This window comes from Rhodococcus sp. WAY2 (genome assembly GCF_009859915.1).
Classification (GTDB): domain Bacteria; phylum Actinomycetota; class Actinomycetes; order Mycobacteriales; family Mycobacteriaceae; genus Rhodococcus_F; species Rhodococcus_F oxybenzonivorans.
The window spans coordinates 2,301,415-2,314,761 of sequence record NZ_CP046572.1 but is presented as its reverse complement, the minus strand read 5'-3'; the positions used below and the strand labels follow the sequence as shown (position 1 = coordinate 2,314,761).

Annotated in this window: 15 protein-coding genes and 1 pseudogene; 8 read left to right on the top strand and 8 right to left on the bottom strand. The window is 66.9% G+C overall.

Annotated features, from left to right (window positions below; genetic code table 11):
• Positions 1-2 precede the first annotated feature (2 nt).
• The 3 genes from GFS60_RS10780 to GFS60_RS10770 all read right to left on the bottom strand — a co-directional run bounded on the left by GFS60_RS10780 (position 3) and on the right by GFS60_RS10770 (position 3,251).
• Positions 3-1,154 (bottom strand): acyl-CoA dehydrogenase family protein, encoded by a 1,152-nt coding sequence (locus GFS60_RS10780; protein ID WP_159921126.1) that lies wholly within the window; start codon positions 1,152-1,154, stop codon positions 3-5.
• Positions 1,155-1,165: 11 nt separating this feature from the next.
• Positions 1,166-2,680, bottom strand: coding sequence for a CoA-acylating methylmalonate-semialdehyde dehydrogenase (locus GFS60_RS10775; protein WP_159921124.1), 1,515 nt, complete (start codon positions 2,678-2,680; stop codon positions 1,166-1,168).
• A gap of 127 nt (positions 2,681-2,807) precedes the next feature.
• Entirely contained in the window at positions 2,808-3,251 is a 444-nt protein-coding gene (locus tag GFS60_RS10770) for a protein-tyrosine phosphatase family protein (RefSeq protein ID WP_159921122.1), read from the bottom strand.
• Positions 3,252-3,408: 157 nt separating this feature from the next.
• Between GFS60_RS10770 and GFS60_RS10765 the strand changes: the two genes are divergently transcribed.
• Positions 3,409-3,660, top strand: a complete 252-nt coding sequence (locus tag GFS60_RS10765; RefSeq protein ID WP_159921120.1) for a hypothetical protein — start codon at positions 3,409-3,411, stop codon at positions 3,658-3,660.
• A 116-nt stretch (positions 3,661-3,776) separates the two neighbouring features.
• Positions 3,777-4,250 carry a hypothetical protein gene (locus tag GFS60_RS10760; RefSeq protein ID WP_159921118.1) on the top strand — a complete coding sequence of 158 codons (474 nt, stop codon included), beginning with the start codon at positions 3,777-3,779 and terminating at the stop codon, positions 4,248-4,250.
• Here GFS60_RS10760 and GFS60_RS10755 read toward each other — a convergent pair.
• Entirely contained in the window at positions 4,245-4,805 is a 561-nt protein-coding gene (locus tag GFS60_RS10755; protein WP_201453547.1) for a DUF1990 family protein, read from the bottom strand. The genes GFS60_RS10760 and GFS60_RS10755 overlap by 6 nt on opposite strands.
• A gap of 128 nt (positions 4,806-4,933) precedes the next feature.
• On the opposite strand from GFS60_RS10755, the gene GFS60_RS10750 reads away from it, so the two are divergent.
• A complete protein-coding gene (locus GFS60_RS10750; protein ID WP_109334986.1) occupies positions 4,934-5,107 on the top strand; it encodes a CsbD family protein in 174 nt (57 codons plus the stop codon).
• Between the two features lie 43 nt (positions 5,108-5,150).
• Here GFS60_RS10750 and GFS60_RS40355 read toward each other — a convergent pair.
• The 3 genes and pseudogenes from GFS60_RS40355 to GFS60_RS10735 form a co-directional block, all read right to left on the bottom strand.
• A pseudogene (locus GFS60_RS40355) lies at positions 5,151-5,324 on the bottom strand (YkvA family protein); the annotation flags it as partial.
• Between the two features lie 86 nt (positions 5,325-5,410).
• Positions 5,411-6,184 carry an SWIM zinc finger family protein gene (locus tag GFS60_RS10740; protein WP_159921116.1) on the bottom strand — a complete coding sequence of 258 codons (774 nt, stop codon included), beginning with the start codon at positions 6,182-6,184 and terminating at the stop codon, positions 5,411-5,413.
• On the bottom strand, positions 6,181-9,015 hold the full coding sequence (locus GFS60_RS10735) for a DEAD/DEAH box helicase (RefSeq protein ID WP_159921114.1): 2,835 nt from the start codon (positions 9,013-9,015) through the stop codon (positions 6,181-6,183). The genes GFS60_RS10740 and GFS60_RS10735 overlap by 4 nt, the downstream gene beginning before the upstream one ends.
• A gap of 156 nt (positions 9,016-9,171) precedes the next feature.
• Here GFS60_RS10735 and GFS60_RS39935 point away from each other — a divergent pair, with 156 nt between their 5' ends.
• Together GFS60_RS39935 and GFS60_RS10730 are read left to right on the top strand one after the other, a co-directional pair.
• A complete protein-coding gene (locus GFS60_RS39935; protein WP_268962579.1) occupies positions 9,172-9,297 on the top strand; it encodes a hypothetical protein in 126 nt (41 codons plus the stop codon).
• An 86-nt stretch (positions 9,298-9,383) separates the two neighbouring features.
• Entirely contained in the window at positions 9,384-10,292 is a 909-nt protein-coding gene (locus GFS60_RS10730) for an NADP-dependent oxidoreductase (RefSeq protein WP_159921112.1), read from the top strand.
• A 24-nt stretch (positions 10,293-10,316) separates the two neighbouring features.
• Here GFS60_RS10730 and GFS60_RS10725 read toward each other — a convergent pair whose 3' ends face one another.
• The gene (locus tag GFS60_RS10725) at positions 10,317-10,700 is read right to left on the bottom strand and encodes a hypothetical protein (protein ID WP_159921110.1); all 384 of its coding nucleotides are present in this window, start codon (positions 10,698-10,700) and stop codon (positions 10,317-10,319) included.
• Positions 10,701-10,874: 174 nt separating this feature from the next.
• Between GFS60_RS10725 and GFS60_RS10720 the strand changes: the two genes are divergently transcribed.
• The 3 genes from GFS60_RS10720 (at position 10,875) to GFS60_RS10710 (ending at position 13,344) form a co-directional block, all read left to right on the top strand.
• The gene (locus GFS60_RS10720; protein WP_159921108.1) at positions 10,875-12,143 is read left to right on the top strand and encodes a DICT sensory domain-containing protein; all 1,269 of its coding nucleotides are present in this window, start codon (positions 10,875-10,877) and stop codon (positions 12,141-12,143) included.
• Positions 12,144-12,262: 119 nt separating this feature from the next.
• A complete protein-coding gene (locus GFS60_RS10715; RefSeq protein WP_159921106.1) occupies positions 12,263-12,580 on the top strand; it encodes a hypothetical protein in 318 nt (105 codons plus the stop codon).
• 68 nt (positions 12,581-12,648) lie between these two features.
• Positions 12,649-13,344 carry an HNH endonuclease family protein gene (locus GFS60_RS10710; RefSeq protein WP_159921104.1) on the top strand — a complete coding sequence of 232 codons (696 nt, stop codon included), beginning with the start codon at positions 12,649-12,651 and terminating at the stop codon, positions 13,342-13,344.
• The last annotated feature ends 3 nt before the right edge of the window (positions 13,345-13,347 follow it).

The following is a 13,347-nucleotide window of genomic DNA, read 5'->3' as shown; positions in this document are numbered from 1 at the left end:
GCTCACCCTGCCGCTCCTTTATGTCCGACAATGCTGCGGGCGATGACGACCCGCATGATCTCGTTGCTGCCCTCGAGGATCTGGTGCACCCGCAGATCCCGGACGATCTTCTCGATGCCGTACTCGGCCAGATAGCCGTACCCGCCGTGCAGTTGCAGCGCCTTGTTGGCGACCTCGAAACCGGTGTCGGTGGCGAACCGCTTCGCCATCGCGCACAGCTCCACCACCTCCGGAGCCCCCGCGTCGAGGGCGGCCGCGGCCCGCCACAACAGGGTGCGGGCCGCTTCGAGTTCGGTGCGCATGTCGGCGAGCTGGAACTGCAACGCCTGCGACTCGAGCAGCGGTGCACCGAACGCCTTCCGGTCCGCGAGATACGCGACCGCCTTCTCCAGCGCGGCCTGCCCACCACCGACCGAGCACGCCGCGATATTGAGCCGGCCCCCGTTCAAACCGGCCATCGCGATCCGGAACCCACCCCCCTCCGTGCCGAGGAGGTTCGCCGCCGGCACCCGCACATCCTCGAAGATCACCTGCCGGGTCGGTTGGGCGTTCCAGCCCATCTTCACCTCGTTCGGCCCGAACGAGAGCCCCGCCGACTCCTTCGGCACGATGAACGCGGAAATCCCCTTCGGCCCACCCTCCCCGGTGCGGGCCATCACCACATACACATCCGACGTCCCGGCACCGGAGATGAACTGCTTGACCCCATTGAGCACAAAGAAGTCGCCGTCGCGGACCGCCCGGGTGCTCAACGCCGCCGCATCCGACCCGGCACCCGGCTCGGTCAGGCAGTAACTACCCAACTGATCCATCGCACACAACCCCGGCACGAACGCACGCCGCTGCTCCTCGGTGCCGAACCTGTCGATCATCCACGTCACCATGTTGTGGATCGAGATATAGGCGGCGATCGACGGGCACCCCCTCGCGAGCTGCTCGAAGATCCGGGCCGCGTCCACCCGGGTCAGCTCCGAGCCACCCACATCCTCGCGAATGTAGATCCCGCCCATCCCCAACGACGCCGCCTTACGCAGCACATCGACCGGGAAATGCTTGGACTGATCCCACTCCACGGCATACGGCGCCAGATGCTCGGCCGCGAAGTCACGGGCCGTCTCACTGATCGCCCGCTCGTCATCGGTCAAGGTGAACATGGGGTTCCGATTCAGTTCATGGTGGGGATGACGAAGTGGTTGTCAGGAGCGGACCCTGCTTCCTTCTTGCCCGAGGGCCAACGCTGCGTCACGGTCTTGGTCTTGGTGTAGAAGCGGAACGAGTCGGGACCGTGCTGGTTGAGGTCGCCGAAGCCGGAGCGCTTCCAGCCGCCGAACGTGTGGTAGGCGATCGGCACGGGGATCGGGACGTTGACGCCGACCATGCCGACGTTCACGCGGTTCGTGAAGTCGCGGGCGGTGTCGCCGTCGCGGGTGAAGATCGCGACGCCGTTGCCGTACTCGTGCTCGGTGGGCAGACGCAGCGCCTCTTCGTAGTCGGCGGCACGGGCCACCAGCAGGACGGGTCCGAAAATTTCTTCCTTGTATACCCGCATGTCCGTGGTCACCTTGTCGAACAAGGTGGCCCCGGCGAAGAAGCCGTTCTCGTGGCCCTCGAGAGTGAACCCGCGGCCGTCGACCACGGCCTCCGCACCTTCGTCGATGCCGATCTGGATATAGCTGTCGACGCGTTCGAGGGCGTCCTTGCTGACGAGAGGTCCGAAGTCGGCGTTCTCGTCGTCGCTGCGACCGATCTTCAGGCCGACGACACGCTCCTTCAGCTTCGCGACGAGAGCGTCGGCCGTCTCCTCGCCGACCGGAACGGCAACCGAGATGGCCATGCAGCGCTCGCCGGCCGATCCGTAACCTGCGCCGATGAGCGCGTCGGCCACCTCGTCGAGGTCGGCGTCGGGCATGACGATGGCATGGTTCTTGGCGCCGCCGAAGCATTGCGCGCGCTTGCCGTGGGCAGCAGCGGTCTCGTAGATGTACTGCGCGATCGGGGTGGACCCGACGAAACCGACTGCCTTGATGCGGTCGTCGGTGAGGAGGACGTCGACCACTTCCTTGTCACCGTTGACCACGTTGAAGACACCGGCCGGCAGACCGGCCTCGAGGAACAGTTCGGCGAGGCGCAGCGGCACCGAGGGGTCGCGCTCGGAGGGCTTGAGGATGAAGGCATTACCGCACGCGAGGGCCGGTCCGGCCTTCCACAGCGGAATCATGGCCGGGAAGTTGAACGGGGTGATCCCGGCGACGACACCGAGTGGCTGGCGCATGGAGTACACATCGATGCCGGTGCCCGCGGACTCGGTGTACTCACCCTTGAGCAGATGTGGGGCGCCGACAGCGAACTCGATGACCTCGAGTCCGCGTTGGATATCACCCTTCGCGTCGGGAACGGTCTTGCCGTGCTCGGACGAGAGCAGGCGTGCCAGCGAGTCCATCTCGCCCTGCACCAACTGCAGGAACTTCATGAGGATGCGTGCGCGCTTCTGCGGATTGAAAGCGGCCCATTCGCGCTGCGCTTCCACCGCGTTGGCGATGATCGCCTCGGTCTCGGCCTTGTCCGCCAGCGGCACCCGCGACTGCACCGCACCGGTGTTGGGATCGTAGACGTCGCCAAACCTGTTGGAGGCACCCGGTACACGCTTGCCGCCGACGAAGTGGGATAGCTCTTGAACCATTGTGCGAACCCGTTTCTTGCTCGATGAATCAGGGAGTTCCGAATATGTAGCCCATCCTATAGTTGGATGTCCTTGCATGTCTAGAGGCGCCGGACGTCGTGAGCCAACCGTCGGTCACGCCGACGACTCACGGCTCGTCGGCAGACGGGAAGCGAACAACGAACCGGCGTTGCCACGGTGTCTCCACGGCACGGGGAGAATAGTGCTGGCGGACGTAGTCGACCGCCGCCGAGTTGGGCACTCCGTCGAGTACGGCGAGGCAGGCAAGCGCTGTGCCGGTGCGCCCGACGCCTCCCCCACAGGCGATCTCGACGCGATCCGACTCTGCGCGCGCCCACACTTCGCGTAGCGCAGCCGTCGCCTCGCTGCGATCGGACGGCAACCAGAAATCGGGCCAGCGAAGCCAGCGATGGTCCCACTCGACGGACGGCGGGCGGCGGCCCAGCAGATACAGCGCAAAGGTGGGATGGGGAGCGGGCGGAAGCGGGCGCCTCAGCCCCCGTCCGCGCACGCGTCGACCCGACGGAAGTTCCAGCACGCCGGCCGCGCCGGGCTGCCACGGATCGGTCACCGCACGACCATAACCCGCATCGTTCGCCCGTATGCCCGTCGACGAAACCGGCGCGCCTGGTTTACCAATCAAGGAACGGTGGTAACTCTTTGGTGGAGTCAGGCCGCCCGGTTTTCGGCGGACGCGACCCGACGAGGTGCGAACGAGGGGTGCCGGCATGACCGCGACGGTTGACGACCTTGCCCAGTCCACCGCTCGACTGCGGTCCGATCTGAACGCGTTCGAACAGCGGATCAAGGACCTGACCGAAGCATTCGACCTGCTCGACCGGAGCATGCTCACCAGCAGCGACGAATCCATGGTGCTCGAGGTGATAGACAACCTCAGTGACGCCCGTCTGGATTTGACCACCGCGGACCGGCACCTCGAGGCCGCTGTGCGGCACGTCGAGCGGCTGTCCTTGGCTTGACCGCAGCGGCAGCCACCGACTGCTACCCGTGAGGTTTGCCGACTCCACCGAGTGGGGATGCTCGCTCTGTGAGCGCATCCGCGCTGCATCCGGCCGAATTTTCGGGGAGGGTCGTCATGAACACAGTCACGTCCGGGCTCGTCGCCGGAGCGGCCGGGGTGACCGCACTCAACACGGTGACGTACCTCGACATGGTGGTCCGCGGCCGTCCCGCAAGTACGGTCCCCGAAGAGACGATCGATTCGGTCGCCGCGAGTCTCGGAGTTCGAATACCGGGGCGCGGAAGTGCCATGCAGTCCCGCCGGACGGGGCTGGGCGCACTCGGCGGAATTGCTGTGGGCCTGGGCATTGCAGTGGGCGCCGGCCTGGTCCGCCGCATTGGAGTTCGCTTGTCGCCGACAGCAGGTGCCGTAGCCATCGGTGCGGGTGCGATGGCTGCCACGGACATCCCGATCGCCGTCCGCGGCATCAGTGATCCGCGGAATTGGTCGGTCCAGGATTGGCTCAGCGACATCGTCCCGCATCTGGCATACGGCGCGGCCGTGCATGCAGTTCTCCGACAGCAGGACGTGAAGTTATCGCTTCTATGACACCAACGCGTCGAGATAGCGCCGCGTCATCACCTTCTGCACTACCCGATTCGCGGGCCCACCGAGTCGGGTGAACCACCGGCCGGGCCGCGAGAAAGCGGAGATGCTTGCAACCACGGTGTCGTCCGGTCGGTGTTCGATGACGAATCGCTCTTCCCCCGTTTCCGGGTGTCCCTCGAGCGATCCGTAGGCGAAACCCTTGACACGCGGCTCGTCGACGACGTAGATCACCCGGCAACAGAAGGTGAGTCCGACCGGACCGATCCCCCACCGAAGCTCGACGGCGGCGTCGGGAGTCGCCGAAGGAGTATTGAGGCCGACCTTCACGCCGGCGCCGCGGTGCATCCTCCAGGTGAACAGCTGTGCGACGGCGGAGTCGAACACTGCGGAACCACGACCGATCACCTTCTGCTCGTCGAGATGGTGGTATCCCCGCGGAAACGGAAGGTCGCGACTGGCGCCCACCTCGGTATAGGTGAACTCGCGCGTGTCACAGCGTTTGCGGCTGACGGCAGGCTCCTCCCGATCCCCGGTCGGGTCCGATGCCGACCGCACGAACGCCAGCCTAGTCCGGGTGCGGCCGGGGACGTATCGAAAGGATGTGCACCGGAGAAGTTGTCGAGTGGCCGAACCGCAATCGGATTAGGATTGCAGTGGACGTCATCCACTCGGAGGAGCACGCCATGAGCATCGTCGACAAGGCCAAGAACGCCGTCCAGCACGCTGCGGGAAGGTCCCGGGAATCGATCGGCCGGGCCACCGGAGACAACGAGCTGAAGAACATCGGCAAAGCGGACCAAAGGAAGGCCAGTGTGAAGAAGGCCGCCGAGCGAGTCAAGGACGTGTTCAAACACTGAGCCGGAGCAAGCTTTCCGGAGCGCCTCCCATCCGAACGCACCGTCAGGCACGACGGTGCGCTCGCGGTTGCGCGATATGTTGAACGGCCGCAAGACCTTCAGGAGTGCCGGGCCAATGCCGGGCAAGCGCGTGTGCGCCCGCTCGACGGGTCACCGAGCGTAGAACGAGAGCCACCACCAGCGCGTCATCGGCATATCCGATGACGGGAATGAAGTCGAGTCGATCGGTGCGTCAGCTCGTGCAGGGTCACCTACCGATTCTCCCGCACACGGCGGGGAGCACCACATCATCCAACGCCAGGATCAACGGAGATGCTGATAGAGCGTGTTCAGGTCCGCGATGGCGGCGTCCACCTCGCGCTCGTCGGCGCACACGGATCGGATCGCCTTGCGCAGCAGCAGGGGGTCGAGGTCGTCGACCGCCGCCCGGAAGTCGGTGTCGGGCAGGGCGGGTAGTTGGGCGCTGTCACCGAACCAATCGGCGACATCTTCCTCGGCGTTGCCACCGCCGACTCCCTCGATCAGCATGTCGAGGTCGACCCCGCGCAGGGTCAGTATCTCGAGGGGGTTCTCGTCGATCCGCTCCGTGGTCAGATATGCGACCGCAGCGGCGTGCTTACACGGCCAGCCGTCGTCCGGACAGGTGCAGTCGTAGTGGAGCGCCGAAGAGCCGGACGGTAGCAGGAGCGGACCGAGAATTTCCGGCACCGCCCCACCCGCGAGCATCGCAAGGCTGCCGGGCTGTTTCCGCACCAGCGTGACCAATTCGGCGATCTCGTCCTCGTCGAGCCGGTCGATCGAGACGGTTGCGACGAACGGCTGAAGCTGGCTGCCTTGGACTTCGCCGGTCACCATCCCACTGCTGATTTCGAGAGAGACGACCTGTCCGCTGCGCGCGTAGCTGCGGCCACGGCTCATTCGCCCCTTGTCGCCGACGAACTCGATGATGTCGACCAGTTCCCGCCCCCACCAGGTGTGACCGAATGCTCCCCGCCGCGAGCGTGCTGCCAGGCCGCCCTGCACCGGTCGTCGTGAGCCGTACCGAGCGAAATGCGGTGCCGGTCGCCGATCCGTCATTCGCCGACCGCCTCGTCGCCGAGTCGCAGCAGCTCGCCGAGCTGTTCGGTGCTCATCTCCGTCACCCAATTCTCACCGGTTCCGACCGCGAGATCAGCCAACTCCTGTTTGGTCGCGATCATTGCGTCGATCCGTTCCTCGAGCGTGCCCACGCACACCAGTTTCCGCACCTGCACGTCTCGGCGCTGCCCGATGCGGAACGCCCGGTCGGTGGCCTGGTTCTCGACCGCCGGATTCCACCATCGGTCGAGGTGCACGACATGATTGGCCGCCGTGAGGTTGAGCCCGGTACCCCCCGCCTTGAGTGAGAGCAGCATGATCGGCGGTCCGCCGTCACCCTGGAATGCCGCCACCATGTCGTCGCGCTTCGGTTTGGTGACGCCTCCGTGCAGAAACGGCACGGCGGTACCGAAACGTTCCGACAGGTACGGTGCCACGAGATCGCCGAACTCGCGGAACTGGGTGAACAGCAACGCTTTCTCGCCGTCGGCCAGTACGGAGTCCAGGATGTCCTCGACAAGACCGAGCTTTCCCGACCGGTGCTGACCGCGGCGCGTCACCGCGGACCCGTCCCGCAGAAAGTGCGCCGGATGGTTGCATACCTGCTTGAGCTTGGTCAGCGCGGCGAGCACGGCACCCTTGCGCTTCATCCCCTTCTTGTCCTTGATCTGAGCCATCATGTCGTCGACCACCGCCCGATACAGCGCCGCCTGTTCCGCGGTGAGATTGGCGCGCACCGTCATCTCGAACTTGTCGGGGAGGTCGGCGATGACCGCCGGATCGGTTTTGACCCGCCGGAGCACGAACGGTGACGTGACGGCCCGCAGCCGGGCCACGGCGGTCTCGTCCTGCTCCCGCTCGATCGGAACGACGAAGCGTTTGCGGAACATCGCCTCGGAGCCGAGGATGCCGGAATTCGCGAAATCGAGAATGGAACGCAATTCGTCGAGCCGGTTCTCGACGGGTGTGCCGGTCAACGCCACCCGGTGCGCAGCGGGGATACTACGGGCAGCCCTGGCCTGGGACGTTTTTGAGTTCTTGATGTGCTGCGCCTCGTCGAGCACCACCCGGCGCCACTGCTGTTCCTTCAACTGCGCGAGGTCGCGTGCCAGCAACGCGTACGTGGTGATCACCAGGTCACTCGCACCGACCGCAGCCGTCAGCTCCTCACCGGTCAGCCGTTGCGGGCCGTGGTGGACATGCACACGCAAGGTCGGAACGAAGCGGGCCGCCTCTCGTTGCCAGTTGCCGACCACGGACATCGGGCACACCAGAAGTGTCGGCGAAGACGCGTTCTCGTGCGCCAGCAACGCCAGCAGTTGCAGGGTCTTACCCAGGCCCATGTCATCGGCGAGGACGGCCCCCAGTCCGAGCCTGCTCATGAACGCCAGCCAGTCGAGCCCCCGCTGCTGATACGGCCGCAACGTGGCGTCCAGCCGGTCGGGGACCGGAACCTGCTCCGGCTGCGCGTCGCCTTCGAGTAACGCGGCTGCCCACCCGCTCGCCGTCACCTCGTCCACCGGAAGGCGCGAGAGATCATCGGCGATGAGGTCTTTGATCAAGTCGACGATGGCACGGTCGCCACTGCCCTGCCGTTCCGTCACGTAGCGTGCCGCACGAGCGAGCACTTCGGAATCGGCCCGCACCCATTCACCGCGCAGCCGCACCAGATCGCTCTTGGAATTGACCAATCGAGTCATTTCGGCGGCCGACAGGACGGTGTCCCCGAGCGCCAGCTCCCAGTCGTACTGCACCAACTGGTCCTTGCCGACCGACCGGTTCTCCGCGCTCGCCGGGGTCCCCGGCGAACTGACCCGCAACCGCATGGACGGCGACGCCACACTCCAGGCCCGCGGCAGCAACAGGCTGATGCCCTTCTCCTTCAACGCGACCGCCCCGTGCCCGACCAGGTCGATCACGACCGCGGTAGGGAGGAACAGATCGAGGCTGTCGGGGTCGCTCGGCACGTCCTGCAGTCGCGGATACGCCGCCACGGCCTCCGTCAATTTGCGGACACCGATCTGGAGGCGGCTCGCGTCCGTATGATGCAGGGGAATCGGAACCGGGGCTTCGCCTTCCGGACGCAGGCACACCTCCAGCCGCCACAGGGCGGTGTCCGGATCCCAGTCCCCCTCGACGTCGGCGTCGTCCGGTTCGAGCAGGCGCAACACCAGTTCGGGCTCGTCCACTGTGAGACTGTCGCGCCAGCGCTCGAGCGAACCGGCCAGTTGCGGCGTTCCCTCGTCGTAGGAATCGCCGTGCACGAGCGCGGTGAGGAACGGATGCGGCGGATGGCTGCGCCGACCGTCGAGCAAGCGGTTGCCGAGAACATGACGGGTGATCGGGTCGGTCAGTTCGGTGACGAGGTCGTCCAGCACGGAGCGGGCGCCGCTCCCGTGGCGCTGCACCGGCGGCATCGCGACAGTGAGTTCGGTCAGCCAGGCACGCTGTCGTTCACCGCCGAGCAGTCGCCAACGCGGCCACCATGTGCCCTCCGCACGATGCGTCTCGGGGACCACCCGACCGGCACGCGCCCATCGCTCGATTCCGCGCACCGTATGGGCGAGGTACCGCAAATCGCCGGAGATCCGCGAATCCCACGGCGACACCGCCAGCAGGAACTCCGCGGCATCGGGCGGGGCCAAAGCCACCGCCGGCCACTCGACCAGCTCCGGACCCGAGGCCGCCGGCATCGGCACCTTGACATGGTGCCGGAACTTGCGCTGCAATACGCGGCCGACAGCATCGGCGGCGGACTCCTCCGCCACGAGATCCCGGTCCTCGACCCACAGCATGAGTCCCGAACCCGGTGTCCAGAGACCGTGCAGCATGGACCCATCCAATCAGGTGGAGCCGACAGCATTCGAAGTCCCTGCATTTCCCGTGTAACCGTGGCCGGTGCCGGACCGATGAACGAGGTGGCGGCTGTCCGCGCCGAAGCGCACCAGGGATCGCTGCCGGAACCACTGCAGTGATCGGAGGAAGACATGGACTTTGCACAGATTCTCGAAGGCTTGCTCGCCCTGCTCGAGGCGCTCGGACCCTTGATGGGCGGCGAGGGTGGCGGCGGGGGCGGCACAGGATCGTTGGGCGGCCTGTTCGGCAGCTCCTGACCTGTCGACAATGAGCCCGCCGGGATGCCCGGCGGGCCTCGTCGTGCCCGATCCTCGAACGCGCCGTCCGTGATAAGAGTTGAGGCGTGAGCACCGCATACGGCTTCCGAGAGTACGGTGGCCCCGAAACCCAGCAGTTCTTCGACGTTGCCGTCCCGTTCCCGGGCCCCGGACAGCTGCAGGTGGCTGTGCACGCGGCCGGGGTGAATCCCGCCGACTGGAAGGTGCGGGCAGGTACCCGCAAGGACACCGTGCCCGTCACGCTTCCGGCGGTGCTGGGCCGCGAGGTGGCCGGAGTGGTCACCGCGGTCGGTCCTCGGGTCGCCGACTTTGCGGTGGGCGATGCCGTGTTCGGCGCGACGGCCACCGGTTACGGCGGGTACGCCGATCACACGATGCTGAATGCATCGTCGACGGCACACAAGCCCGGGTCCGTCTCCTTCGCCGACGCCGCCACCCTTCCCGTGGCAGCAGGCACCGCCTACGACGCGATGTCCACGCTGAACCTGCCCGCAGGAAGCCGTTTACTCGTGATCGGTGCCGGCGGCGGCGTCGGGGTCGCTGCGCTGCAATTGGCGGCTGCCCGGGGCGTCACTGTTCTCGGAGTCGCGAGCCGGAGTAAGCGTGACGTGGTCGAGTCGCTCGGCGCGCAGTGGGTCGAGTCCGGCGCCGGGTTGGCGACGCGGATATCGGAGCCGGTCGATGCCGTATTCGACCTGGTCGGGGGTGACGCGCTGGCCGACGCGGCCCGGGTCGCCCGAGCTCCGGCCGCGATCGTCAGCGTCGGCGACCCGCTCGCTGCCCGTGATCTCGGCGGTTCGGGCGTGGAACGCCGACGCACCACCGCAGTCTTCGCCGAACTGGCTGCCCTGGTGGCCTCCGGTGTCCTCGACCCGCGGGTCACCCACCGCTTCCCTCTCGCGCAGGCGGGTGAGGCACTCGCGCTGGTCGAGTCCGGCCACGCCGCGGGCAAGGTCGTGATCGAGGTGGGTTAATCGCCCGCCGCTCGGCTCGTCCGGTCAGACAGCTTCGCGAGCGGCGGAGGGCCAGCGTGCGGACCGGCTGGGGGTCGGGCGGCACAGCTGACGGCCGTCGAGCGCGCCGACTCGGGCCAAGACCTGGTCGACCGCATCGACGAGCCAGTCGCCGTGCACGGTGACGAGTGGTTCCTCGGCGTCGACCGATCCGCGGCCGACGAAGTGCACCGTCCAGCCACCATCGGCGTCGGCATCCCGCAGGGCGCCGTCGGCCGTGGCGATCGCCAGGAGGTGACAGCCGAGCGTGAGATCGACGCGCACACCTACACCTGCCGCCGTCTCGACGAGGCGTGCGGGTCGATCTGTCGCCAGGGTGAGAGCGAGGAGAGCATCGTGGTAACGCCCGATTTTCGGTGAGCCACTCATGTTCGCCACCTTTTCTACTGAGATCGAACCGTACGACGCTGTCCTGATCGTTGCCGCCGCTCATGTCGCGGCGGCGACCACAAAGTCACGAAACAATAACGAATAGTCACGCAACGGTAACGGCGATCTCTGCGCCCTGCTGCGGCGCGCGAGCACCGATGCGAGAATCGCGGCATGTTCGTTCTCGCCCCTGACCAGTCCGTCGACAATCCTGACCGGTCCGTCGACCATGCTGAGGTGGGCGGACTGGCGGTCTCGCCGCACACGGCGGCCGTGCGACGCCTGGACAATGGGGCGCTGGCCGCTCTCGAGGTGCAGCTGCGCGGGCCCGCGGACGGCCCACTCGCGACCCCCGAAGCACTGCGGACCGTGGCTCGGGCCATGAACGAGAAGCGCGAGCTCGACCATCTCACCTGGGACGTCGCCGGTACGGTCGCAGCGGACGGTGTTCCCGTACTGGTGCCGATCGACCTCGACTCCCTCCCCGGCCTGGAGAATCGCGCGGCTGATCCCGAGTGCCTGCGCCGAGAGATCGTCGTGGTCACCGCTGCGATATTCACTGCCGATCCGTCCCGCGCACTGCGGGCCGTCGCAGATGCACGCGGCCGCGGAAGGCTCATCGCCGTGGACGAGGTAGGCACCCACCCTGCAGCCATCGCACTGCTGTCGCTGATCGAGCCGGACATCATCCTCCTCGCGCCCGTCATGATCACGCGTCGCCCGGACTCGGACATCGCCCGCACCGCTCATGCGGTGGCTGCACGCGTGGAGAGTTCCGGCGCCGTGGTGGTCGCCACCGGAGTGGGCACCGAGGTTCAGCGCCGGCGTGCGCTCAGCCTGGGAGCGACGTACGGGGTCGGCGAGCATCTCGAGGACATCGAGTCGGCCCCGGCGTCGTGGCCGGCTTCCGCGACTGTCGAGCCTTTCCCGCCCGCGCCGACCTGGAACACTCCCGACCACGACTCGCGCTCACCACACGCCATCGCCTCCTCCGGGCGCACCGCTGTCCGCAGTCTCAAGCGACTCCTGGTGACCATGAGCACCACCCTCGAGACGCATGCCGCCGCCGCGGGGCCCGAAACCCTGGTGCTGGGAACCTTCCAGCGCGCCGAGCATTTCACCGACCGGACCCGCACCCGTTGGCAGAACATGGCGAGCCGGATCGCCTACGCGGGCGTGTACGGCGTCGGCATGGGTCACACGGTGGACGAGGGCATTCATCAGGCTCCCCTCGCGGCGGACGACGAGCTGGTGGAGGAGTGGAACGTCGTGGTTCTGGGCCCCCACTTCGGTTGCGTTCTCTCCGCCGTGGATCTTCACCGCGGAGAGGCAGATGCGGAACGCGAATTCGACTACGTCGTCTCCTACGACCGCTCGACGGTCGTGCGATGTGCGCGCGCCGTCCTCGACCGGTTCACCGCCGATCCGAGCAGCGCCGGGTAGAGCGGCCGGAGGTCGAGCGCCGCGTCGACATTTCCGCCGCCCGGCCATGGCGTCGTGCAGGACGCAGGTGAGATGCTGGAACTTGTCCGCCCGCCACGCCGGAGACTCGGAGTCGGCCCATGAGCATCCTCATTCAGGTTCTCGAGCAGGGATACGCACTCACCACCCCGTGGGAGCAGCGGAAGTATGCTTTCGTCGACGCAACGCACATCGTGACGATCCGCCTCGACGGGCAGTCCGGCGTCTGGCTCGACGGGATGAAACACGGTGAGGCGCATCAACTTGCCATCACGCCGGTCCCCAGCGAAGCCATCTTCTTCCTCCTCCGCACCCTCGACGTCCTGGCGGAGTGCCGAGAGAGTGGTGGGTCGTGGGTGATCGGGCACGACGGTGCCCACCTGTCCTCGATCGCCGCCGTGCAGTTACCCTTCGCCTGACGTGTCGGTGACCCGCGCAATACTGCGGGTCGACGGTTCGGACACTCGTCGAGCGCCGGGGGGACGCAATGAGGGTTCTGTATGTCGTGCTGTGGGCTCTTGCGGTCAGTGGCTGCGGGGTATCGATCCTTGATCTGAGCGGGCCGGGCCCGGCGCCCGGCAGTCCGCCGCGCGAGCACATCGAACAGTTGCTGGCACAGGTCGAGACGGTCGAGTCCCGCCCGCACCCGGGTGGGTACCAACGCGGGTGCTCAGGCAAGGAACAGTGCGTCTTCGGTCCGGCGTGGACAGACGCCCAGAGCGCTCCAGCGGGGCACGACGGATGCGACACCCGCAACAACGTGCTGGCCACCGACCTGCGATCGGTGTCCTTCCGGGACGGCACCCAGGAGTGTGTCGTGCTGAGCGGAATCCTCGCCGACCCGTACTCCGGCGAGCTCGTCACCTTCGACCGCAGCGACGCCAAGGCCGTGCAGATCGACCACGTCTACCCGTTGGCCGCGGCCTGGGACATGGGTGCGTCCACGTGGCCACTGGAGCGCCGAATCCGGTTCGCCAACGACGTGATGTTCGAATTGCTGGCCGTCAACGGCGACGACAACCAGAACAAGGGAGACCAAACTCCGGGCGACTGGCTTCCGCCGAATCCCGCGTATCACTGTTTCTATGCGGGCAAGTATCTCAGCGTCGCCGTCGAGTACGGCCTTCCTGTCACCGTCGCCGACCGGAAGGCACTCGCCGATGTGGCGGAAAGGTGCCCGTGAGCT